The following is a 21,791-nucleotide window of genomic DNA, read 5'->3' as shown; positions in this document are numbered from 1 at the left end:
GCTGTGCCGGGTTCCGCTCCCACCCCTCGCGCCGCCGACGGCGTACCGTCCGGTGGCCGAGTCCGCGTGATTCGTGAAGGAGTGGCGTCCTACCTACCGGATATAGATCCGGAGGAGACCAGCGAATGGCTCGAGTCCTTCGACGAGATGCTCGAGCGCGAGGGCCCCGGCCGGGCCCGTTACCTGATGCTCCGGATGCTCGAACGCGCCGGTGAGCGGCGGGTCTCCATTCCTGCGCTGACATCCACTGATTACGTCAACACGATTCCGACCGAGAACGAGCCCTGGTTCCCCGGTGACGAGGAGACCGAGCGGCGCTTCCGGGCCTGGATCCGCTGGAACGCGGCCATCATGGTGCACCGCGCGCAGCGCCCGGGGATCGGCGTCGGCGGCCATATCTCGACCTACGCGTCCTCGGCGGCGCTCTACGAGGTCGGCTTCAACCATTTCTTCCGCGGTAAGGACCATTCCGGCGGTGGCGATTCGATCTTCATCCAGGGTCACGCCTCGCCCGGTATCTACGCTCGCGCCTTCCTCGAGGGCCGGCTGAGCACCGATCAGCTCGACGGTTTCCGCCAGGAGTACAGCCACGGCGGCCTCGGCAAGGGTCTGCCGTCGTATCCGCATCCGCGGCTGCTGAGCGATTTCTGGGAATTCCCGACGGTGTCGATGGGCCTGGGCCCGATGAACGCCATCTACCAGGCGCGGTTCAACCACTACCTGCACGACCGCGGGATCAAGGACACCTCCGATCAGCACGTGTGGGCGTTCCTGGGCGACGGCGAGATGGACGAACCCGAATCGCGCGGTCTGGCCCAGGTCGCGGCCATGGAGGGTCTGGACAATCTGACCTTCGTGGTGAACTGCAACCTGCAGCGCCTCGACGGCCCGGTCCGCGGTAACGGCAAGATCATCCAGGAACTGGAGTCGTTCTTCCGCGGCGCCGGTTGGAATGTCATCAAGGTGATCTGGGGCCGCGAGTGGGACGCGCTGCTGGGCGCCGACCGCGACGGCGCGCTGGTGAACCTGATGAACACCACCCCCGACGGCGACTATCAGACCTACAAGGCCAACGACGGCGCCTATGTCCGTGACCACTTCTTCGGCCGCGACCCGCGGACCAAGGCGCTGGTGCAGGATCTGTCGGATCAGGAGATCTGGAACCTCAAGCGCGGCGGTCACGACTACCGCAAGGTGTACGCGGCCTACGCGGCGGCGCTGGCGCACAAGGGCCAGCCGACGGTGATCCTGGCCAAGACCATCAAGGGCTACACCCTCGGTAAGCATTTCGAGGGCCGTAACGCGACCCACCAGATGAAGAAGCTGACACTGCAGGACCTCAAGGACTTCCGCGATCTGCAGCGCATCCCGATCAGCGATGCCGAGCTGGAGAAGGATCCGTACCTGCCCCCGTACTACCACCCGGGCGCGGAGACCAAGGAGATCCAGTACATGCTGGATCGCCGCACGGCGCTGGGCGGGTTCCTGCCGGAGCGCCGGACCACCCCGAAGCCGCTGCAGCTGCCCGGCGACGAGGCGTACAAATCGGTGCGCAAGGGGTCGGGTAAGCAGAACGTGGCCACCACCATGGCACTGGTTCGGCTCATGAAGGAACTGCTGCGCGACCCCGAGATCGGCAAGCGGATCGTGCCGATCATTCCGGACGAGGCCCGTACCTTCGGTATGGACTCGTGGTTCCCGTCGCTGAAGATCTACAACCGCAACGGCCAGCTCTACACCTCGGTCGACGCGGAACTGATGCTCGCATATAAGGAGAGCGCGGTCGGGCAGATCCTGCACGAGGGCATCAACGAGGCCGGTTCCACCGCGTCGTTCACCGCGGTGGGCACCTCCTACGCCACGCACGGCGAGCCGATGATCCCGCTCTACATCTTCTATTCGATGTTCGGGTTCCAGCGCACCGGCGACGGCCTGTGGGCCGCGGCCGATCAGCTGGCCCGCGGTTTCGTCCTGGGCGCGACGGCCGGCCGGACCACCCTCACCGGTGAGGGTCTGCAGCACAACGACGGGCATTCGCTGCTGCTGGCGTCCACCAACCCGGCGGTGGTGTCCTACGATCCGGCCTTCTCGTTCGAGATCGCCCATATCGTGCGGGACGGTCTGCGTCGCATGTACGGCGGTACGCCGGGTGTCGACGGGTTCGGCGGGGAGAACATCTTCTACTACATCACCCTGTACAACGAGCCCTATCAGCAGCCCGCCGAGCCGGAAGGTCTCGACGTGGACGGTCTGCTCAAGGGCCTGTACCTGTACAAGAAGGGCGGTGCCGGAGATGTCCGGGCGCAGATCCTGGTCTCCGGTGTCACCGTGCCCGACGGGCTGCGGGCCCAGCAGTTGCTGGCCGATCACTGGGGTGTGGCCGCCGATGTCTGGTCGGTGACCTCCTGGGGGCAGCTGCGCCGGGAAGCTCTCGAACTCGAGATCGAGGCCTTGCACTACCCGGGCGAGGATGCGGGGCAGCCCTACGTGGCTCGGGCCCTGGCCGATGCGCAGGGGCCGTTCGTGGCCGCCACGGACTGGATGCGCGCGGTACCGGATCAGATCCGCAAATGGGTCCCGGGCGATTTCACCACGCTGGGCACGGACGGGTTCGGGTTCTCCGATACCCGGCCCGCCGCGCGCCGGGTGTTCAACGTCGACGCGGAGTCCATCGTGGTCGCCGCACTGGCGGGGCTGGGCCGGATCGGCAAGCTGGATCCGGCGAAGGCCGCCGAGGCCGCCGCGCGGTACCGGATCGACGATGTGGCGTCGGCTCCGGCGTTCACCGCGGGCGGGGCCGGAGACGCGGAGTGACGGCGGTTCGATGATCGAACGCAGACCACCGCGTCCGCGCCGGGTCACCGAGGGCTCCAACGAGCACGAGGTGTATCTGCCCACCGGCGCGCTGTCGCCGAACCGGCAGAACCGCGACCCCTTGCCGGACACACTGCTCAAGCGCGTCAAGCAGTTCTCCGGGCGGCTGTCCACCGAAGCCGTCGGGTCGATGCAGGACCGGTTGCCGTTCTTCGCCGATCTGGACGCCGCGCAACGCGCCGGTGTCCAGATGCTGGTGCAGACCGCGGTGGTCAACTTCCTGGAATGGCTCCAGGACCCGGACAGCGATATCCGGTTCAGCCTGGATGCCTTCCAGGTCATCCCGCAGGATCTGGCGCGGCGGCTGACGCTGCGCCAGACCGTGGACATGGTCCGGGTGGCCATGGAGTTCTTCGAACAGTGGCTGCCCGCGCTGGCGCGTAACGACCGGCAGCTGGTCGCGCTCACCGAGGCGGTGCTGCGATACGGGCGTGAGCTCGGTTTCGCGGCCGCCTCGGTGTACGCCAGCGCGGCCGAATCCCGGGGTGCCTGGGATACCCGGCTCGAGGCTCTGGTGGTGGACGCGGTGGTGCGCGGTGACACCGGCCCCGACATGCTCTCCCGGGCGGCGACGCTGAACTGGGACGCGACTACCCCCGCGACGGTGCTCGTGGGTACTCCGCCGCGCGACCAGGGTGTTTCGGTGGTCGGCGCGGTGCACACCATCGCGGCCCGGCACGGCCGGGCGGCGCTGGCGGTCGTCCAGGGGGCGCGCCTGGTGATGGTGGTGAGCGGCACACTGGGCGACGCGCTGCACAATTCGCCGTTCATGGCCGATCTGCTCACCGAGGCGTTCTCGGACGGCCCGGTGGTGATCGGACCGACCACGCGCACTCTGGGGGCCGCGCACAGCAGTGCCCTGGAGGCGCTCGCCGGGATGGAGGCCGTGATCGGCTGGCGAGAGGCGCCGCGCCCGGTACACGCCATGGAGCTACTACCCGAACGAGCTCTGCTCGGCGATCGAGCTGCGGTCGACGCTCTCGTCGAGTACCTTGTCCTTCCGTTGGCTTCTGCCGGTTCCGCCCTGGCGGACACCCTGGATGCCTACTTGGAGTGTGGCGGTGCCGTAGAGATGTGCGCGCGTCAACTGTACGTTCATCCAAATACGGTGCGGTATCGCCTGAAGCGGATCGGGGAAGTAACCGGTCGGGATCCGCTGAATCCGCGGGATGCGTATGTGTTACGAATCGCCGCCACAGTAGGTCGTTTGACACGAATTCGTAACGAACCGTCAACACCGGCATCAGACGACTCTTTTGTCCCAGTGGACAAAGACGGACTGTAACGCCGACCCCGATTCGGTCGATCCGGACACCCCACGCGGGCTTTTGTGGAGACCATACAAAAGCTGTCGGCAAGGTCTATTCACGTCGACATCTCGCGAATGCGGTCTCACAGTGTTTTCTTAGGTACGTGATCGCATTGTTCACCCCTGGACAGGGCTCTCAGACACCCGGCATGCTCGCGCCCTGGCTCGACCGGCCGGGCGCCCGTGACCGGCTCGCACTGTGGTCGAAGGAATCCGGCCTGGATCTGATCCGGCTCGGTACCGAAGCGACCGCCGAAGAGATCACCGATACCGCGGTGACCCAGCCTCTCGTGGTGGCCGCCGCGCTGCTCGCCTTCGCCGAGATCGGCGAGAAGCGGGTACCGGCCGACACCATCGTGGCGGGCCATTCGGTGGGCGAACTCGCCGCCGCGGCGGTCGCCGGCGTGATCTCTGCCGACCAAGCAGTTACGCTGGCAGCCATCCGCGGTGCCGAAATGGCGAAGGCGTGCGCGCTGGAGCCGACCGGTATGTCCGCGGTGCTCGGCGGCGACGAGGCCGCTGTGCTGGCACGGCTCGAAGAACTGGAACTGGTCCCGGCCAACCGCAACGCCACCGGACAGATCGTGGCGGCGGGCCGCCTGGACGCACTGGCCGAACTGGCCGCGAACCCGCCGGAGAAGGCCCGGGTACGGGCGCTTCCCGTAGCGGGCGCGTTCCACACCGAGTTCATGGCTCCTGCGCAGAAGGCGGTAGCGGCGGCGATCGCCGAGATCACCCCGCACGAGCCGGTCCGCCCGCTGCTGTCGAACTCCGACGGCAAGCCGGTCGAGTCCGGCGCGGACGCGGTGGCTAAGCTCGCCGCGCAGGTCACCCGGCCCGTCCGGTGGGACCTGTGCACCGAAACCGTCCGGCAGTCCGGCGTCTCGGCGGTGGCGGAGTTGCCACCGGCGGGAACCCTCGTCGGAATCGCCAAACGGGAGCTCAAAGGCACCCCGAACCTGGCGCTGAAGACCCCGGAAGACATCCCCGCGCTGGCCGAGCTCACGAGCTCCGGCTAGCTTGCCTACGGCCGTGTTTCCCACGAACCCTCGCGGGAGCACGGCACCGAGCGGCGTAACCGTACGTCGATTCGGCCCGAAGAAATATGTACAGCCCTACCCGAGAAAACTAGAAGGGAGCCACGAAGTGGCCGCTCTGACCCAGGAACAAATCGTCGAGGAACTCGGCAAGATCATCGAAGAGGTTACGGGTATCGAACCCTCCGAGGTGACTGTCGAGAAGTCCTTCGTCGATGACCTGGACATCGACTCGCTGTCCATGGTCGAGATCGCGGTTCAGACCGAGGACAAGTACGGGGTGAAGATCCCGGACGAGGATCTGGCCAGCCTGAAGACGGTCGGCGACGCCGTCAACTACATCCAGAAGCTCGAGGCGGAGAACGCTGACACCGCCGCTGAGCTCAAGGCCAAGTTCGACAGCGCCGAGTAGGGCCGACACCGTGACCACTCCTTCCACCTTGAACGGGAACTTCCCGAACGTCGTCGTCACGAGCCTGGCGGCGTCCACGTCGATCGCGGGTGACGTCGATGCGACGTGGAAGGGTCTCCTCAACGGCGAGAGCGGTATCGACGTTCTCGAGGATTCCTTCGTCGAGGAATACGATCTACCGGTCCGTATCGGCGGCCACCTGAAGGTTCGTCCCGATACGCTGCTGAGCCGGGTCGAGATCCGGCGGATGGCCTACGTCGAGCAGCTCGCCACCGTGCTCGGCCGCGAGGTCTGGCGCAACGCGGGCAGCCCAGAGGTCGATCCGGACCGGCTGGGTGTGGCCATCGGCACTGGACTAGGTGGCGGTGACGCGCTCATCGATTCGGTCGACAAGCTGAAGAACGGGGGCTATCGCAAGATCTCGCCGCTCGCTGTTCAGATGGTCATGCCGAACGGGCCGTCCGCCGTCGTCGGTCTCGAGCTGAAGGCCAGGGCAGGAGTGGTCACTCCGGTCTCGGCGTGCTCGTCGGGCTCCGAAGGTATCGCCAACGCATGGCGCATGATCGTCATGGGTGACGCCGATATGGTCGTCACCGGCGGTGTCGAGGGTTTCATCGACGCTGTGCCGATCGCCGCGTTCACCATGATGCGTGCGATGAGCACCCGTAACGACGATCCGAAGGGCGCCTCGCGTCCCTTCGACAAGGATCGTGACGGATTCGTCTTCGGCGAGGCCGGTGCGCTCATGGTCATCGAGACCGAGGAGCACGCCAAGGCCCGCGGTGCCACCATCCACGCTCGTCTGCTGGGCGCCGGTATCACCTCCGACGGCTTCCACCTGGTCGCACCCGACCCCGAGGGCACGGGCGCCGCCCGCGCCATGACCCGGGCCATGCAGACCGCGGGTCTGTCCAAGAAGGACATCACCCATATCAACGCACACGCCACCGCCACTCCGATCGGCGATACCGCCGAGGCGCGGGCGATCAACAAGGCCGTCGGCAACCACGCCTCGGTCTACGCGCCCAAATCGGCGCTCGGGCATTCGATCGGCGCTGTCGGTGCGCTGGAGTCCGTGCTCACCGTGATGGCCATCCGGGACGGTATCGTGCCGCCCACCCTGAACCTGGAGAACCAGGATCCCGAGATCGACCTCGATGTGGTCGCCGGCGAAGCGCGGCGCCAGGAGATCGAGTACGCGATCAACAATTCGTTCGGTTTCGGTGGGCACAATGTCGCGCTCGCCTTCGGTCGGGCCTGACGGTCCTTCCGAACAGTTCGACGACCCATGGACGGGGCCGCCGGGTTCATCCGGGCGGCCCCGTCCGGGCTTCGACAACAGTGGCCCGCGCTTCGGGCACACATCTTCGAGGAGACAACGCGATGACGATTATCGCTCCGGCCCGCCATCAGGAAACTGCGACCGATCCGCGTGATCCCCTCGGACGGCTACAACGCTTCTTCGACTCCGGGACCGTTCTGCCGCTGCACCCGCGCGACAAGTCGGGTGTGCTCGCGGCGGTCGGTGAGGTCGACGGTGTCCGAACCGTCGCCTACTGCTCCGATGCCACCGTGATGGGTGGCGCGATGGGCGTGGAGGGCTGCAAACATATCGTCGACGCGATCGACACCGCCATCGATTCCGGTGCGCCCGTGGTCGGTCTCTGGCATTCCGGTGGGGCGCGGCTGGCCGAGGGCGTGGAGGCCCTGCACGCGGTCGGCCAGGTCTTCGAAGCGATGGTCCGCGCCTCCGGCCAGGTTCCCCAGATCTCGGTGGTGCTCGGCTTCGCCGCGGGCGGCGCCGCCTACGGCCCCGCGCTCACCGATATCGTGATCATGGCCCCCGAAGGACGCGTTTTCGTGACCGGGCCCGATGTGGTGCGCAGTGTCACCGGCGAACAGGTGGATATGGCCACCCTCGGCGGCCCGGAAACCCACGGCAAGAAATCGGGTGTCACCCATATCGTCGCCGATGACGAGGCCGACGCGGTGCACCGCGCCCGCCGACTGGTGTCGATGTTCGCCGAACAGGGCGAATTCGACCTCCGCGCCGCCGAACACGGGGACGTCGATCTGCTGGCCCTGCTGCCTGCCTCGGCCAAACGCGCCTACGACGTCAAACCGCTGGTGCACGAACTGCTCGACAATGTCGACGGCGAATCCAGCTTCGAAGAACTGCAGGGCGGTTACGCCCGCTCCATGGTGACCGGCCTCGGCCGGCTGGCCGGCCGCACCGTCGGCGTCCTGGCCAACAACCCACTGCGGCTCGGCGGCTGCCTGGACTCCAAGAGCGCCGAGAAGGCGGCCCGGTTCGTCCGGCTCTGCGATGCCTTCGGTATCCCGCTGGTCGTGATCACCGACGTCCCCGGCTACCTGCCCGGCGTCGGCCAGGAATGGGACGGTGTGGTCCGGCGCGGCGCCAAACTGCTGCACGCGTTCGCCGAGGCGCGGGTCCCGCGGGTCACCCTGGTCACCCGCAAGATCTACGGCGGCGCCTACATCGCGATGAACGCCCGTTCGCTGGGTGCCACCGCGGTCTACGCCTGGCCGGGCTCGGAGGTCGCGGTGATGGGCGCGAAAGCCGCGGTCGGCATCTTGCACAAGAAGGCTCTCGCCGCCGCATCCGAGGAAGAGCGGGAGGCGCTGCACGAGCGGCTCACGGCCGAACACGAAGCCATCGCGGGCGGGGTGGACCGGGCGGTCGCGATCGGGGTCGTGGACGAGGTCATCGACCCGGCCCACACCCGCAGCAAGATCGCCGCGGCGCTGGCCGCGGCCCCTTCACGGCCGAGCCACCACAAGAACATCCCACTGTGATCTTGTGGGGGGACCGAGCGGGCCGTTGCTGAGCAACGAGGCCATCACGTAAGCGATCGTTTCCGCCGTTGGGTCGTTGTGCACGCCTGCATCACGAGATCTCGGTATGGCAGGCGCACTACCGGGTAGGTGGATACGCCGATCGCGTGTTCGATGTTCCCGAGGTGGGCGGCTGCGGCATTACTGTCGGTGGCGAGGACCTCGGTTTCGAGGAACGCGCCGGCACCGGTGACGATGTCGATGCTGACCAGCGTCTCGTCTTGGTCGGGGTGCCGGTAGATGGTGCGCGCCTTCTCGACCCGCACGAGTTCGACCATGCCGATCGCGGCGAGCAGGGCGTTCGCCGCGTCGGCTTGGCCGGTGTCGGCAAGGTGAACGTTGGTTTCCCGCTTCGCGATCACATCGCGATCGGAATGGGTTGCTGTGCTGGACGGTGGCTTGTAGGTGACCTCGGCGAAGCCGTCGCGCTGACGTACTCGCAGGCATTCGACGGTTTCCATGTAGTCGATATCAGGGCGGCTGTAGTAGGTGTCGACTTCGGTCAGCGAGCTGGTCTCGCGGTAGCCGAGTTCGGCGAGGCGGCAGCGCAGGGCTTCGCTGTCGGCGAGTTCGCGTTTGCGTTCGACCTCGATCAATTCCATGTGGGGATCATCCTCTCCAGTGAATAGCTGTGTGCAGTCGAGCCAGTGTCGGCTTCGAGCAGATTGTTTGCAGGGTGGCGAGACCGCGTTGCAGAGTGTTGGTGTCGCTGACCGGGATGTTTTGGAACAGCACCATTTGCTTCGCATCCGTGAGCGGGTTCGGTAGCCTGTGGGCGAGGAACCGGTTGTAGTACCGCCGGTCGCGGGTGAACACATCGTCGGCCGACACCGGCATCAAGACCGCGTCCTGGTCGGGATGGGCTTCGATCGAGTGCACCGCGAACGAGGACAGCAGCTCGTCGAGGGTGAGGTAGGCGTAGGTCTCGCCTCCCTCCCGGGTCAACCACGAATCCCATGTTCGAGCACAGTCGTCGTCGCCCTGTTCGGCCGCGGCCATGAACGCCATGAGGGCTACATCGCTGACAGCGTCGAAGATATCCCCGTCGATCACGTGATGATCGCCGAACGGCTCGCTCACAGCGAGCAGGTTCGCCCGCCGCATCGCCGGCATCCATTCCGATTCCGTCAGGGCGTAGTGCACTCGTTTGTGCCCGGCCCGGAAATCGATCCAGTCACCGGACAGCGGTCCGTCGAGAACGGGACGGAACCCGAGGACCCCGGAACGCCAGGCATGATCGCGACAGGTGATGTAGTGCCGTTGCACTTCACGGAACAGCCCGACCGGTGCCTCGATCACGGCGCACACCCGGCTGTCCAGCTCCGCGACCGGCACGATGCGTGAGTTCTGCCGGGCAACGACCTCGTCGTCGTGATGGTGGTACGGGTGTGTTCCCTCACGCAGGTAATGCGGGACGAACATGCGCCAGAACTGCAACCATGCTTGTGCGCTGTAGGACTGCACGACCCGCTCGTGCAGGCTCGGCGCATCGACTGCGTAGACGTCGCGGTAGACGAAATAGCCGTAGGGGTGGAGCACGGTCGGCAGCGTCCGCATCATCGTGTGCAGTCCCGAGTAGGCGCCACCGTAGGAGTAGACCTCGTGCATCAGCGCCGACGCGCTGATCACGTCGACCGGTTCCCGCACCAGCCGCCCGATGTCCTGAGCCCACCCGTGCACCAGCACACACGACCCGACCGCGTTGAACCGATCTATCGCGTCCGTGAGTGAGGTCGAGGTAACCCCGGGCGCCTCCAGCAAGGTGAGCTGTAGCGGCCGAGGTTCTTTTGCTGCCCGCGTCGCGAGGAATTCGACCGCGGCACCACCGCCCGGGCCGATCTCGACGAGATGGGGCTCGGCTGATTCGATGCGCTGCAGTGCGCGGTGTACGAGGAGCCCTTTCTCGTCGCCGTGGTCGTTCGCGGCGACATCGAGGTAAGTGGCAGCCGATTTATGCTCGTGCGCGAAGTGGTTCGGTGTGCCGATCATCAGGGCCACCAGATCGTCGCCGCGATCACCAACAGTGGAAGTCCGATGGCGAGTGCGAATCCGGCCACAACCGGGGCGCTCATGGTGCCACCTTCACGAATGTCCAGCGTGCGAAGCTGAGGCGCGGGACCACGGTTTCCACGTCGGCCACGTCCATCACTGCGTTGAGTTCGAGCGGGCTCAGGTGGTCGGGTGCGGGAAGAATCACCAAATCGGCAGCGGCGTTGCGCGCCTGATCGACCACTCGTAGCAGTGACCGCCCGTCGGGCCAGACGAGGTGGTATCCCAGGTGGCGGGCGAGGCGGCGTACCTGGGCCGAATCCCAGTCGAATGAGCCGCTGATGTCGTAGTCGATCCAGCCCAAGGCGGTCGAGTGGTTCATGGCGCCGCATGGTCGGGCCGCGCGGCGGTGTTGTCGTCGGGCGGATAGTTGCCTTTGCCGCCGAGAATGTTGCGGCAGTGGTCTGTTGGGCAGACGTCGGGTAATGCGTGGAGCCCGGCAGCGATCCGTTCCAGTAGCGCGTGGTTGTTGCGGTGGTTGGTGTGCCAGTACCGCAGCGTCGCAGCCATTGCGCGGTTCACGGGCTGGCGGACGGGGAGCGGCGGCAGATTCTCGCCCATGGGATCACCTCACGGGTTGCTGGGTTTGGATTCCGGAACCGCCGAGGCCCGGCGACAATTGTATGAGACGAGCTAAGGCGGCCCCCACACCATCGCCGCGCACCGTTATCTGTGTGAAGACGAACGCGGTATACCGCAGTCTCCCTTGGGATAATGTCCGCACAACCGGACTCCAGTTGGGGGCAGCATATGGGTATGCAGGTTATGTGGACCGGCGCAGAAGCAACCGAGCTCCGGCGCGCCCTCGGGGTGACGCAGCCGAAGTTTTCGACGATCACCGGAGTCGGCGTATCGACTATCAAGAAGTGGGCGCAGCGTGGCGTGTGGGTGACTCTTTCCGAGGACTTCGCCCGGATCATGGACACCACCCTTGCCCGCGCCACCGCTGAGCAGCAGGCGCGGTTTGCAGCGGCTATCGGTCTGGGTGGACGCGGCCCGGAACGCGGGACAGCGGCGACGGTTCGGCGCGCTCCCGACTCTGCGGACTGCGTCACCGCGACAGCGGAACTGACCCGCAAGGACCTGACGATGGACCGACGCCACGCCACACAGACACTTCTCGGAGTCACGATCGGTGCCGGCCTGCTCGAGACCTTGGAACGCTGGCTCTTCTTCGACGACGCTCCGCGCCCGGTGGACAAGCCGATGGGGCTAGGCATGCAAGAGGTTGAGCAGCTCGACAACGTAGCCCGTTCTTTCCGCGAGTGGGATGACCAGTTCGGGGGCGGACTGCGACGCAAGGCAGTCGTCGGTCAGCTGGCGGAAGTGAACGAAATGCTGCGGGAGCGGCAACCAGTGCGAGTGGAGAAACGACTGTGGGGTGTTCTGGCGCAGCTCGCCGAGACCGCGGCGACGATGAGCTGGGACTCCGGGCAGCAGGCCACAGCACAGCAGTACTACGCGCTCGCAGCCCGGGCCGCGAGCCACGCCGACGACCCTGCGTTCTGCGCATTCGCGCTGGCCGGTATGGCGCGGCAACTTCTCGGCCTCGATGGCGATGCCGGAGCGGCCGACGCCCTGGAGTTGGTGCGGATAGCCCGCGACCGTGGTGCTGGGACGCTCACACCGACGGTGGAGGCGATGCTGTACACGCGGGAGGCATGGGCGTTGAGCAAGCTCGAGCGCCCATCAGGGTTCCGGCGCGCCTGCGAGAAGGCAGAGGAGAAGTTCGCTGCCTCACAGCCCGCTACTGATCCGTTCTGGGTGCACTACTTCGATGCGGCGGAGCTGGCGGGGACGATCGGCGGTCGCTTGCTGGACATGTCGCGCCGAAGACCTGTGTTCGCAGGTGAGGCGGTCGACCATATCGAGCTGGCGGTGCAGTCGCGGCGAGGGGACCGGATCCGAAGCATCGCGCTGGATCGTCTCGGGTTAGCGGAGGCGCGCGTGATCCAGGGTGAGGTGGAGGAGGCGTGCCGGGTAGGTCATGATGCGCTGACCACCGTTGAACGGACCCGGTCGGACCGGGTGCGGGTCAAGGTCGGCAAGCTCTACAAACGAACAGAGCGGGTAAAGACTGGTGTCGCGGTCGCCGAGCTGCGCGACCGGATGCGCCCGCTGCTCAACGCACAGGAGTGAACTATGCGGGTCGCCGTGACCGGGCACATGAATATCACTGAGGAAACTGCGGTACTGGTGCGGGAGGAGATCACCCGGCGCCTCGCGGAGATTCCCGATCTGGTGGGCGTTAGCTGCATCGCGCGCGGAGCCGATTCGGTGTTCGCACAAGTGGTGCTAGAGGCTGGTGGTCGGCTCGAAGTGGTGCTGCCCTCCCGGAACTACCGCGAGGCCAAGGTGAAGCCCGACCACGCACCGGTGTTCGATGAGTTGGTGCAGTGTGCGTCTGACGTGCGCGTGATGGCGTTTGAGAAAGCGGGTCGGGAGGCATACGAGGCTGCGAACGAGGCGCTGCTCGGGTCGGCTGATCGTCTGGTCGCGGTGTGGGACGGGGAAGGTGGCGAAGCCGGCGGCACTGGGAGTGTAGTGAAGCTGGCGCGGGCGCGCGGAGTGGTTGTGGATGTGGTGTGGCCTGAAGGTTCGGTGCGAGGTTGATCGGAAGCCCGCACGACGCGTTGTGCGGGCTCCCGCCACGCCGGAGGCGACGTCGAAAAGCACGAAATCATCCGCCTACCGCACCCGGTCGACGACAATGCGCAGATGGGACGCGATGGAGCGGGGGCTCGCGAGCGTAAGCGTCACGGCCGGCACTACACACCCGCCACGCTTGCGGGTTTCCTGGCGGGGCGGGTCGCGGCGCGGATCGAGACGGCGGGGCCGGTGCGGGTGCTGGATCCGGCGTGTGGTTCCGGGGAGTTGTTGTTCGCGATCAAGGTCGCGCTGGCGGACCGGCTGCCGGGGGCCCCGGTCGAGCTGGTGGGTTACGACCTGGATCCGGCGGGGTTGGCGCTGGCTCGGCGGCGGGCCGCGGATTCGGGGGTGGGTGCCGAGTGGCGGCAGCGTGATTTCCTGGCCGACTGCGCGGGGCTACCCGCCGAATCGTTCGACGCGGTGATCGCGAATCCGCCGTATGTCCGGACCCAGCAGCTGGGTGGGGAGGCGGCGCAAGCACTGCGCGGGCAGTTCGGGTTGCGGGGCCGGATCGATCTCACCCATCCGTTCGTCGCGGCACTGCCGCGGCTGATGGCTCCGGGTGCGGTGCTGGGCCTGCTGTGCGCGAATCGTTTCCTCACCACGAAGGCCGGCGCGAATCTGCGGGGGCTGCTGCTGGCCGATCTGACGCCGGTGGAGCTGTACGACCTGGGGGATACCAAGTTGTTCGAGGCGGCGGTACTGCCGGCGGTAACGATCGCCGTGCGCGGCGCGACGCGGGGCAACTGCCGGTACGTGTCGGTCTACGAGGAGGAGGCCGGGGCCGCGTCGGATCCGGAAGTAGCGGGCGTGGCCGACTCGGTACCGGCCGCGGGATCGCGAGGCTCGGACCGGCCCGTCGAATGCGGTTCGGCCGGTCCGGCTCCGGAAGAGAGACCGGGAGCCGACCGCACCGATAACGGGCCGTGCCCAGAGGGCGGAATGCGCGCGACGGGCCCGGAGCCCGGGGCGGTGCCGGCAGATGGTGACCGGGAACTGTTCGCGGCGCTGGGTGGGGACGCCGATGTGACGGTGCGGCGGCAGGGCCGGAGATTCGCGGTGACGATGGGGGAGCTGGCGACCGAGCCCGGCCCGGCGGCGGCATCCGTGGGGTGGCGGATGTCGCGGGTGGGGCACGACGACTGGCTGCGCGGGGTGTCCGAGCGGATGTGGCGGACCTTCGGGGACCTGGGGCGTATCCGGGTGGGGATCAAGACCAATGCGGACAAGGTGTTCATCGCGGCGCACTGGGGTGACCCGGCGGCCGAACCGGAACTGCTGCGAGATCTCATCACCCATCACGATATGCGGCCGTGGCGGATCGATCGGGTACGTGCGACGCGGGTGCTCTACCCCTACGACCTCACCCGGACCCGCCGGGTGCCGGTGGACCTGGCCCGGTATCCGCGCGCCGCGGCCTATCTGGAGCAGCATCGGGAGGTCCTGACGGCCCGGGGCTACCTCACCGATGCGGGCCGGAAATGGTTCGAGCACTGGGTGCCGCAGCGACCGCATCTGTGGCGGATCCCGAAGGTGGTGTTCCCGGATATCAGTGAGCGGCCGCGGTTCGCGCTGGATCGTTCGGGGGCGGTGGTCAACGGTGACTGCTATTGGATTTCGCTGGCGGACCTGGGTGGGGATTCCGGTGCCGAGGATCTGGCCTGTTTGATGATGGGTATCGCGAACTCGTCGCTGGGGCTGCGCTATTACGACGCGGTCTGCGGTAACCGGCTCTACTCCGGCCGGCGGCGCTGGATCACCCAGTACGTATCCCGTTTGCCGCTTCCGGATCCGGGGACTCCCGCGGCGGCGTCGGTCGTGCGCCGGGTACGTGCGCTCGCAGAGGAACCGGAGAGCGGCCCGGGGGGACAGGAAGAACTGGACGAGCTGGTCCACCGGGCTTTCGCGCTATGAGACAGTCGGGCCCCGCCCCGGTTCTGGAGCGGTGTGCGGTGGGCCGTTCATGGATTGGTGATCGTTGAGTACTTGCGGTGTCGTGAGCCTGCCCAGGTGATCAATGCGCACCTTCGTTCACCTTCTGTCTGTTCCGGATGGTTTACCTCGGTGGGCGGGGCTCGCTTCGGCTGTGGAGCGGTGTGCGGTGGGCCGTTCATGGATTGGTGATCGTTGAGTACTTGCGGTGTCGTGAGCCTGCCCAGGTGATCAATGCGCACCTTCGTTCACCTTCTGCCTGTTCCGGATGGTCCACCTCAGCGGGCGGGGCCCGCCCCGGTTCTGGAGCGACGTAGCGAAGGAGCGCAGCGACTGAGCGAAGGAGTGAAGAACCGGGGTTGATAGGGCCCCGCCCCGCGGCGCCGCAGGCGCCGCCATCAACTCAGTGTCCGGAGACCATGGGTAGCAGGGTGCGGCGGGCGAATTCGCGGCCGGCGGCCTCGTCCTGAATGGGGATGAGACCGTCGGGGGTGAGCGCCAGCGATAGTGCCAGGCGGGCCATGATCTCGGCGACCAGATCGAAATCGATCTCGCTGTCGTTGAGTTCCCGCAGTTTCGCGGCCAGATAGGTGCGTCCGACGGCGAGGATGGGGCCGGCCTCGGTGGTGAGCCGGGGGAGAACGAGATCGGGCTCGGTACGCAACAGCCGGATCAGCAGCGGGTTGCCGGCGATGGCGGAGATGAAGGCGACGAAGATCTCCACGAGTTGATCCTCGGAGCCGGTCACGGTGCGCACCCGGTTGTCGATTTTGCTGACGAACCGCTGCGCTTCCCGGACGGTGACCGCTTCGACCAGGTCGTTCTTCGATTCGAAGCGGCGGTAGAGCGTCGCGGGGCTGATACCGGCGCGGCGGGCGATTTCGCCCATGCTGGTGCGCTTGATCCCGAAATCCAGGAACGCCGATAACGCGCTGTCGAGCACTTTCCCGCTGTCGGCGGGGGGCTGGGCAAGGATGCGTTGCAGAATCGGCGGTACGGGTGGCATGGTTCCCACACCTTATCCGACGTCCATTGCGCGGGGTGACCTGCGCGTTGGTTTCGTGCTGGGTATCACTCCCGCGGGAGATCCAGCTCGGCCATCTCGTGTTCGATGGCATTGGCCGCGAAATCGACTCCTCTGGAACGCAGTTCGTGGACTCTGCGCTGTAGCGCCTCGATACCTCCTGGTTGCGCGGCGATATCCGCCACGCTGACCCGTCCGGTCGACCGGCACGTTTCGTACTGCTCGAACGTCACCCGCCATACCTCCTGCCGGCACATCGCCGTGCCCACCTGAACGGGTCGCTCGAAACGCCGACGCCTTGCAGGACAGTGGGTTTCGAGTCCGCCCGTCTCCCCGGATACGTTGGCTCCATCCTATCAGTCACCTACTGGACGCTTGTCCAATGACGTGTCCGGGTCGACGGTGGTGGCGGCTCAGATCTCCTTCGCCGACTGGTGTTCGGACATATGGTGCAGATAGACCATGGCGTTGAGTTCCACGCCGCGCTGCTGCTCCGCGGTGAGCTCGCGGCGCACCTTGCCCGGGACGCCGGCGACCAGCGACCCCGGCGGGATCTGCGCGCCCTCGGGAATCAGCGCGTTGGCCGCGATCAGGCTGCCCCGGCCGATCACCGCGCCGTTGAGTACGGTCGCGCCCATCCCGATCAGGCAGTCGTCCTCGATCGTGCATCCGTGCAGGATCGCGTTGTGCCCGACCGACACCCCGGCGCCCACGGTGGTCGGGAAGCCCGGATCGGCGTGCAGTACACAGCCGTCCTGGATATTGCTGCGTTCCCCGACGGTGATCAGTTCGGTGTCACCGCGCAGGACCGCGTTGTACCAGATGCTGGCCTGAGCCCCGAGCTTCACCCGGCCGATCACGGTCGCATTGGGCGCGATCCAGGCGGTGACGTCGACCTCGGGTTGGTGTCCACTGACTTCGATCCTCATACACGCAACCTAACGCGCTCGTTCCGGTGCTCGCGGACGTGGTGGAGACAGCGCGATGCCGGGGCCGGCCTCAGCTCTCGCCGGACTCGCGCAGAACCCATTCCGCCCCGGCATCGGCCGGCAGATCACGCAGCTTGTCCGGATTGCGGACGACATGGATGGCGGTGATCCGGTCCGCGTCGACGGTGAAGGAGAACACCCCGTGGTGCTGACCGTCGAACACCAGCAGTCCCGCCATACCGTTGACCTCGATGGTCCGGCCCCAGCCGCCCTCGGCCGCGGGCAGGTGGTACCAGCCGAGCAGCATCTTGGCGATGACCTCGGCGCCCGCCACCGGTTTGCGGATGGCCGGCACCTTGCCGCCGCCGTCGGCGGTGAGGGTCACCCGATCGTCGAGCACGCCCAGCAGCGCGCTCATATCACCGGATCGCCAGGCCACCGAGAATGCCGAGACGACCTTCTCCTGTTCGTCCGGGGACGCCGGGAAACGCGGGGTACCGTCCTCGACCCGTTTGCGTGCGCGCGAGGCCAACTGCCGGACCGCGGCCGGGGTCCGGCCCACCACCTCGGCGACCTCCGGGCCCGACATTCCGAACACGTCCTGGAGGACGAACGCGGTGCGCTCGGCCGGTGACAGCGATTCCAGCACCACCAGCAGCGCCATGGTGACCCGTTCGTCCTGGGAGATCCGATCCGCGGGATCTTCCCAATCGGAGACCGCGGGTTCGGGCAGCCATTCGCCGACATACTGTTCGCGCCGCACCCGCGCCGAACCGAGCTGATCCAGGGCGAGTCGTCCGGTGACCGTGGTCAGCCAGGCCCGCAGATTATCGATGGGCACGCCGCCGGATTCCTGCTGCCGCTGCAACCGCAGCCACGCCTCCTGCACCACATCGTCGGCGTCGGCGAGACTACCCAGGGTGCTGTAGGCGAGGCGGCGCAGGTACGGGCGCAGGTCCTCGAAACGCCGGGCCAGATCGGTGGCTCCCTCTCGATCGGTCACTGCGGTTCCCCGTTCGGTCGTTGCCCACGGTCGGGCGTTGGTCTCGCGTGGTCGACGATGCTCGCATCCGATGTGTGACATCGGAGCGGGGTGGGTCGCCGACGGTGGTCCGGTCGCGGCGGTATCGGCCGTGCCGCGTCGATCCTGCCAGCACCGGTACCCGTCGCCCGAATTCCTCCGCCCGCTCGTCCCCTGCGCGGGCGGAACCTCGGCGCTGGATACGCTCACCCGGTGCACAGAGGCGTTTCGACCGCGGCGGGTCTGCTGATCGGCTTCGCCATCGATCGGGCGGCCGGCGATCCCCGGCGGGGGCATCCGGTGGCGGGGTTCGGGATGCTGGCCGCGTCGCTGGAATCGGTGACCTATGCCGATCACCGGCGGGCGGGGGTGGTTCACGAACTGGTGCTGGTGGGGTCGGTGATCGGCCTGGGTGCGGTGCTGCGTCGGGGTGGTGCGATACCTGTGGCCGCGGCGACCTGGACGGTCCTGGGCGGACGGAGCCTGGCGCGGACCGGTCGGATGATGGCCGATCGGCTGGAAGCCGGCGATCTGACCGCCGCCCGGGAACTGCTGCCTTCGCTCTGCGGGCGCGATCCGGAGGCGCTCGACACGGACGGGCTGGCCCGGGCCGCGCTGGAATCGATCGCCGAGAACACCTCCGATGCCGCGGTCGCGCCACTGCTGTGGGGTGCGGTGGCCGGTGTTCCCGGACTGCTGGGCTACCGGGCGGTCAACACCCTCGATGCCATGATCGGCTACCGCAACCAGCGGTATCGGCATTTCGGATGGGCGGCCGCCCGCGTCGACGATATGGCGAATCTGCTTCCGGCCCGGATGACCGGGCTGCTCACCGCCCTGGTGGCGCCGCTGGTCGGCGGCCGCCCCGGTACGGTGTTGCGGACCTGGCGCCGGGATGCGCACCGGCATCCGAGCCCGAACGCCGGAGTGGTGGAAGCCGCGGCGGCCGGGGCGCTCGGTGTCCGGCTCGGCGGACGTACCGAATATCGCCACGGGGTCGAACAGCGGCCGGAACTGGGCCGGGGGCCGGCGCCCGCGGTCGGTGATCTGCGCCGGGCCGTGCGGCTGTCGGAACTGGTGCAGTACGCGGCAGTGATCTCGGCCGCGGTGCTCGCGCCGCTGAGCGCGGTGCTGTGGGACCGCATGCGCGGCCGGTCCGCGCGTGGCTGAGGCCGGGTATCGGCCCCGCCGGGAGAAGCGGGGCGCCCGGTATCAGGGCCGGTCGCGGCCGTAACGGTCGGCCAGACGGGCTTCGGTGGTGACGGGTTCGGGTGCGGCGGTACCGAGCTCGGCGGCACCGGACCCGGTTTTCGGCACCGGGCGGCGCTGTTTGCGGCGTTCGCGGATCTCGGCCCAGGCGAAATACCCCAGCCCCAGCGGCGCCATGATGCCGAAGGCGAGCCATTGCAGCCCGTAGGAGAGATAGGGTCCGGCATCGAGCTGGGGCAGCGGAACCGGTGTGAACGCGCCCGGCTGGTCCTCCGACAGCTGCAGATAGGCGCCGCGGGCACCGACGGGGAGCGGGGTCAGCGGGAGTCCGAGGACCGTGGTCTCCTGCGGGACATCGATCGAATAGACGTGCGGGATACCCCCCTGGACCGCGGGCGTGCGCTGCGGATCGACGTTCTCCGAGACCCGGACCCGGCCCTCGACCCGCTGCACGCCGGTGGGCGGGGGGTCGATCGGCGGCGGCTGCGATCCGTCGACTGCCGCCACCAGGCCACGGTCCACGAGTAGGGTGCGTCCGTCGGTGAGGGCGAACGCGGACAACACTCCGAAGCCGGGCGCGCCGTCGAGATGACGCAGCCGGACCAGCACGGTCGAATCGGGTACGTAGCTGCCCTCGGCGTACACCTTCCGCCATTCCGTGGCCGCCCCCGTCGCGGCGCCGTCGAGAATATCGGTGACCGCCACCGGATCGGCGTGCACCGATTCGGCGATGAGTTCATTGCGTTCGGAGGTGGTCTCGTTCTTACCGAGCTGCCAGGGCGCGAGCACGGTGAAACACAGGTACGCGAAGGCCACGACCACCACGGCCAGGATCAACCAGCCGGGGCGCAGCAGAAAAGACAGGCGGCGCATCAGGCCGCACCATCGCTGACCGGTGCCCGGGCGGTGAGCGCGGCGCGAACCCAATCGAGCAGGCCCGGGACCGCGGCCTCGATCTGCTCGCGCACCAGCTCGAATTCCTCGGTCCCGCCGTAATACGGATCGGGTACCTCGGTCCCGTCGGCGCCCGGATCGAAACTGCGCAGCAACCGGCGGCGCTGGAAGGGGATACCGCGTACCGCGAGGTTGCGGTCGTGTTCGGTGGTCATCCCGACGATCAGGTCGGCGTCGGCGTGTTCGGTGCCGAACCCGGTGGCCCGGTGTCCGGTCGGATAGCCGTGGCGGCGCAGGGTGGCGGTGGTGCGCGGGTCGGCCGCGGACCCGGCGTGCCAGTCGTGGGTGCCCGCACTGCTCACCCGGACCCGGTCGTCCAGACCGGCCCGGGACAGATGCCCCAGCAGAATCTTCTCCGCCATCGGCGACCGGCAGATATTGCCGGTACAGACGAACGATATGTGCAGCTCACCCACGACAACCATTCTGGCGGGTCGGTCGCCCGGGGCGCCACGTAGGGTGCGTCTCATGCTCACCGATCATGTCGATTTCGCCGGGCTGCGTCATCACGGTGATGTGGAAGCCCAGCCGGGTCTGCTCGATTTCGCGGTGAATGTCCAGGGCGCCGCGCCACCACGCTGGCTGCGTGACCGGCTGGTCTCCGCCCTGGACTCACTAGGCCGGTACCCGGCCGCCGCGGACGAGCGGCACGCCCGGGAGACCGTGGCCGCCCGGCACGGGGTCGCGCCCGATCATGTCCTGACGCTGGCCGGTGGAGCGGAGGGCTTCGCTCTGCTCCCGCGGCTCGAGCCCCGGCTGGCGGCGGTGGTGCACCCGTCGTTCACCGAACCCGAGTTCGCGTTGCGCGAGGCCGGTATCCCAGTGCACCGGGTGCTGCTGGAACCGCCCTACGCCCTCGACCCGACTCTGGTCCCCGAAGAGGCCGACCTGGTGGTGATCGGCAACCCGACCAACCCGACCTCGGTACTGCATCCGGCCGAGGTCGTGCGCGCATTGCTGCGACCGGGGCGGATCGTGGTGGTGGACGAGGCCTTCATGGACGCGGTGCCCGGCGAGCCGGAGTCGCTGGCCGCCGAGGCAGGGGAGGGACTACTGGTGTTGCGCAGTCTCACCAAGACCTGGGCGCTGGCCGGGTTGCGCTGCGGTTATCTGCTCGGGGCGCCCGAGGTGCTGGGACGGTTGGTCCGGGGCCGGGCGCACTGGCCGGTGGGTACCCTCCAGCTCACCGCGATCGCGGCCACCGCCTCGCCGCGCGCTCTCGCGGAAACCGCGGCGCGGGCGGCGGAGATCGGCGAGCACCGGATGGCCATGGTCGCGCAACTGACCGGCGCCGGGGTCGCGGTGCGATCTCCGGCCGAGGCGCCGTTCCTGCTGCTGGAAGTGGAACGCGGCGAGATACTGCGTGAATATCTGCGCCGGCACGGGATCGCGGTACGGCGCGGCGATACGTTCCCGGGTCTGGGGCCGGGGCATATGCGGGTCGCGGTCCGGCCGCCCGCGGACGTCGACCGGCTGGTGGAGGCGTTCGGCAACGCCGGACGCCTGGTCTAGCGCCCCGGTACCACCGCGGCTGGG

Annotated in this window: 21 protein-coding genes; 11 read left to right on the top strand and 10 right to left on the bottom strand. The window is 67.8% G+C overall.

Translation table 11 applies throughout. The features are described 5' to 3' along the window. Positions 1–3 precede the first annotated feature (3 nt). The 6 genes from aceE (at position 4) to IEY68_RS10205 (ending at position 8,449) form a co-directional block, all read left to right on the top strand. On the top strand, positions 4–2,814 hold the full coding sequence (gene aceE, locus IEY68_RS10230) for a pyruvate dehydrogenase (acetyl-transferring), homodimeric type (RefSeq protein ID WP_199804938.1): 2,811 nt from the start codon (positions 4–6) through the stop codon (positions 2,812–2,814). A 10-nt stretch (positions 2,815–2,824) separates the two neighbouring features. After that, positions 2,825–4,159 (top strand): PucR family transcriptional regulator, encoded by a 1,335-nt coding sequence (locus tag IEY68_RS10225; RefSeq protein ID WP_058854970.1) that lies wholly within the window; start codon positions 2,825–2,827, stop codon positions 4,157–4,159. 128 nt (positions 4,160–4,287) lie between these two features. Then, complete coding sequence (locus IEY68_RS10220; protein ID WP_058854952.1) at positions 4,288–5,202, top strand: ACP S-malonyltransferase; 915 nt, start codon at positions 4,288–4,290, stop codon at positions 5,200–5,202. A 127-nt stretch (positions 5,203–5,329) separates the two neighbouring features. Continuing rightward, complete coding sequence (gene acpM / locus IEY68_RS10215) at positions 5,330–5,632, top strand: meromycolate extension acyl carrier protein AcpM (RefSeq protein WP_058854951.1); 303 nt, start codon at positions 5,330–5,332, stop codon at positions 5,630–5,632. Between the two features lie 10 nt (positions 5,633–5,642). After that, positions 5,643–6,893 (top strand): KasA/KasB family beta-ketoacyl-ACP synthase, encoded by a 1,251-nt coding sequence (locus tag IEY68_RS10210; protein WP_058854950.1) that lies wholly within the window; start codon positions 5,643–5,645, stop codon positions 6,891–6,893. A gap of 122 nt (positions 6,894–7,015) precedes the next feature. Then, on the top strand, positions 7,016–8,449 hold the full coding sequence (locus IEY68_RS10205; RefSeq protein WP_058854949.1) for an acyl-CoA carboxylase subunit beta: 1,434 nt from the start codon (positions 7,016–7,018) through the stop codon (positions 8,447–8,449). Between the two features lie 44 nt (positions 8,450–8,493). On the opposite strand, the gene cyaB is transcribed toward IEY68_RS10205, so the two are convergent. From cyaB to IEY68_RS10185, 4 genes are all read right to left on the bottom strand, one after another. Then, positions 8,494–9,090, bottom strand: coding sequence for a class IV adenylate cyclase (gene cyaB, locus IEY68_RS10200; protein ID WP_058854948.1), 597 nt, complete (start codon positions 9,088–9,090; stop codon positions 8,494–8,496). A gap of 7 nt (positions 9,091–9,097) precedes the next feature. Beyond that, on the bottom strand, positions 9,098–10,477 hold the full coding sequence (locus IEY68_RS10195) for a hypothetical protein (RefSeq protein WP_058854969.1): 1,380 nt from the start codon (positions 10,475–10,477) through the stop codon (positions 9,098–9,100). Between the two features lie 79 nt (positions 10,478–10,556). Next, on the bottom strand, positions 10,557–10,859 hold the full coding sequence (locus tag IEY68_RS10190; protein WP_058854947.1) for a hypothetical protein: 303 nt from the start codon (positions 10,857–10,859) through the stop codon (positions 10,557–10,559). Beyond that, positions 10,856–11,098: a hypothetical protein gene (locus IEY68_RS10185; RefSeq protein ID WP_058854946.1), complete on the bottom strand. Its 243-nt coding sequence runs from the start codon at positions 11,096–11,098 to the stop codon at positions 10,856–10,858. Before IEY68_RS10185 ends, IEY68_RS10190 begins: the two co-directional genes overlap by 4 nt. Positions 11,099–11,251: 153 nt before the next feature. Here IEY68_RS10185 and IEY68_RS36075 point away from each other — a divergent pair, with 153 nt between their 5' ends. The 3 genes from IEY68_RS36075 (at position 11,252) to IEY68_RS10170 (ending at position 15,100) form a co-directional block, all read left to right on the top strand. After that, positions 11,252–12,676: an NsdA family TPR-like regulatory protein gene (locus tag IEY68_RS36075; protein ID WP_229718696.1), complete on the top strand. Its 1,425-nt coding sequence runs from the start codon at positions 11,252–11,254 to the stop codon at positions 12,674–12,676. 3 nt (positions 12,677–12,679) lie between these two features. Continuing rightward, positions 12,680–13,150 carry a hypothetical protein gene (locus IEY68_RS10175; RefSeq protein ID WP_058854945.1) on the top strand — a complete coding sequence of 157 codons (471 nt, stop codon included), beginning with the start codon at positions 12,680–12,682 and terminating at the stop codon, positions 13,148–13,150. A 105-nt stretch (positions 13,151–13,255) separates the two neighbouring features. Beyond that, positions 13,256–15,100 (top strand): Eco57I restriction-modification methylase domain-containing protein, encoded by a 1,845-nt coding sequence (locus IEY68_RS10170; RefSeq protein WP_058854944.1) that lies wholly within the window; start codon positions 13,256–13,258, stop codon positions 15,098–15,100. Between the two features lie 421 nt (positions 15,101–15,521). Here IEY68_RS10170 and IEY68_RS10165 read toward each other — a convergent pair whose 3' ends face one another. The 4 genes from IEY68_RS10165 to sigJ all read right to left on the bottom strand — a co-directional run bounded on the left by IEY68_RS10165 (position 15,522) and on the right by sigJ (position 18,074). After that, the gene (locus IEY68_RS10165) at positions 15,522–16,124 is read right to left on the bottom strand and encodes a TetR/AcrR family transcriptional regulator (protein ID WP_058854943.1); all 603 of its coding nucleotides are present in this window, start codon (positions 16,122–16,124) and stop codon (positions 15,522–15,524) included. 65 nt (positions 16,125–16,189) lie between these two features. After that, complete coding sequence (locus tag IEY68_RS10160) at positions 16,190–16,375, bottom strand: hypothetical protein (RefSeq protein ID WP_058854967.1); 186 nt, start codon at positions 16,373–16,375, stop codon at positions 16,190–16,192. A 180-nt stretch (positions 16,376–16,555) separates the two neighbouring features. Next, on the bottom strand, positions 16,556–17,071 hold the full coding sequence (locus tag IEY68_RS10155) for a gamma carbonic anhydrase family protein (protein WP_058854942.1): 516 nt from the start codon (positions 17,069–17,071) through the stop codon (positions 16,556–16,558). A gap of 70 nt (positions 17,072–17,141) precedes the next feature. Further along, positions 17,142–18,074 carry an RNA polymerase sigma factor SigJ gene (gene sigJ / locus IEY68_RS10150; RefSeq protein WP_058854966.1) on the bottom strand — a complete coding sequence of 311 codons (933 nt, stop codon included), beginning with the start codon at positions 18,072–18,074 and terminating at the stop codon, positions 17,142–17,144. A gap of 231 nt (positions 18,075–18,305) precedes the next feature. Between sigJ and IEY68_RS10145 the strand changes: the two genes are divergently transcribed. Continuing rightward, positions 18,306–19,262: a cobalamin biosynthesis protein gene (locus IEY68_RS10145; RefSeq protein ID WP_058854941.1), complete on the top strand. Its 957-nt coding sequence runs from the start codon at positions 18,306–18,308 to the stop codon at positions 19,260–19,262. A gap of 42 nt (positions 19,263–19,304) precedes the next feature. Here IEY68_RS10145 and IEY68_RS10140 read toward each other — a convergent pair whose 3' ends face one another. Further along, a complete protein-coding gene (locus IEY68_RS10140) occupies positions 19,305–20,174 on the bottom strand; it encodes an SURF1 family cytochrome oxidase biogenesis protein (RefSeq protein ID WP_058854940.1) in 870 nt (289 codons plus the stop codon). Continuing rightward, complete coding sequence (locus IEY68_RS10135; RefSeq protein ID WP_058854939.1) at positions 20,174–20,680, bottom strand: low molecular weight protein-tyrosine-phosphatase; 507 nt, start codon at positions 20,678–20,680, stop codon at positions 20,174–20,176. The genes IEY68_RS10140 and IEY68_RS10135 overlap by 1 nt, the downstream gene beginning before the upstream one ends. Before the next feature lie 43 nt (positions 20,681–20,723). Between IEY68_RS10135 and cobC the strand changes: the two genes are divergently transcribed. Continuing rightward, the gene (gene cobC / locus IEY68_RS10130; protein WP_058854938.1) at positions 20,724–21,767 is read left to right on the top strand and encodes an Rv2231c family histidinol phosphate aminotransferase CobC; all 1,044 of its coding nucleotides are present in this window, start codon (positions 20,724–20,726) and stop codon (positions 21,765–21,767) included. The last annotated feature ends 24 nt before the right edge of the window (positions 21,768–21,791 follow it).

Source organism: Nocardia jinanensis, assembly GCF_014645735.1.
GTDB lineage: Bacteria > Actinomycetota > Actinomycetes > Mycobacteriales > Mycobacteriaceae > Nocardia > Nocardia jinanensis.
Note: the sequence above shows the minus strand (reverse complement) of the source record. Positions and strands in the feature narration are given on the sequence as shown.

What these genes read in the sequence shown, in the direction of transcription:
- IEY68_RS10225 (WP_058854970.1), top strand. Translation starts at nt 2,825, where the DNA reads ATGATCGAACGCAGACCACCGCGTCCGCGCCGGGTCACCGAGGGCTCC.
- IEY68_RS10205 (WP_058854949.1), top strand. Translation starts at nt 7,016, where the DNA reads ATGACGATTATCGCTCCGGCCCGCCATCAGGAAACTGCGACCGATCCG.
- cyaB (WP_058854948.1), bottom strand. Translation starts at nt 9,090, where the DNA reads ATGGAATTGATCGAGGTCGAACGCAAACGCGAACTCGCCGACAGCGAA.
- IEY68_RS10195 (WP_058854969.1), bottom strand. Translation starts at nt 10,477, where the DNA reads ATGATCGGCACACCGAACCACTTCGCGCACGAGCATAAATCGGCTGCC.
- IEY68_RS10190 (WP_058854947.1), bottom strand. Translation starts at nt 10,859, where the DNA reads ATGAACCACTCGACCGCCTTGGGCTGGATCGACTACGACATCAGCGGC.
- IEY68_RS10185 (WP_058854946.1), bottom strand. Translation starts at nt 11,098, where the DNA reads ATGGGCGAGAATCTGCCGCCGCTCCCCGTCCGCCAGCCCGTGAACCGC.
- IEY68_RS36075 (WP_229718696.1), top strand. Translation starts at nt 11,252, where the DNA reads ATGTCCGCACAACCGGACTCCAGTTGGGGGCAGCATATGGGTATGCAG.
- IEY68_RS10175 (WP_058854945.1), top strand. Translation starts at nt 12,680, where the DNA reads ATGCGGGTCGCCGTGACCGGGCACATGAATATCACTGAGGAAACTGCG.
- IEY68_RS10170 (WP_058854944.1), top strand. Translation starts at nt 13,256, where the DNA reads ATGGGACGCGATGGAGCGGGGGCTCGCGAGCGTAAGCGTCACGGCCGG.
- IEY68_RS10165 (WP_058854943.1), bottom strand. Translation starts at nt 16,124, where the DNA reads ATGCCACCCGTACCGCCGATTCTGCAACGCATCCTTGCCCAGCCCCCC.
- IEY68_RS10155 (WP_058854942.1), bottom strand. Translation starts at nt 17,071, where the DNA reads ATGAGGATCGAAGTCAGTGGACACCAACCCGAGGTCGACGTCACCGCC.
- IEY68_RS10140 (WP_058854940.1), bottom strand. Translation starts at nt 20,174, where the DNA reads ATGCGCCGCCTGTCTTTTCTGCTGCGCCCCGGCTGGTTGATCCTGGCC.
- IEY68_RS10135 (WP_058854939.1), bottom strand. Translation starts at nt 20,680, where the DNA reads ATGGTTGTCGTGGGTGAGCTGCACATATCGTTCGTCTGTACCGGCAAT.
- cobC (WP_058854938.1), top strand. Translation starts at nt 20,724, where the DNA reads ATGCTCACCGATCATGTCGATTTCGCCGGGCTGCGTCATCACGGTGAT.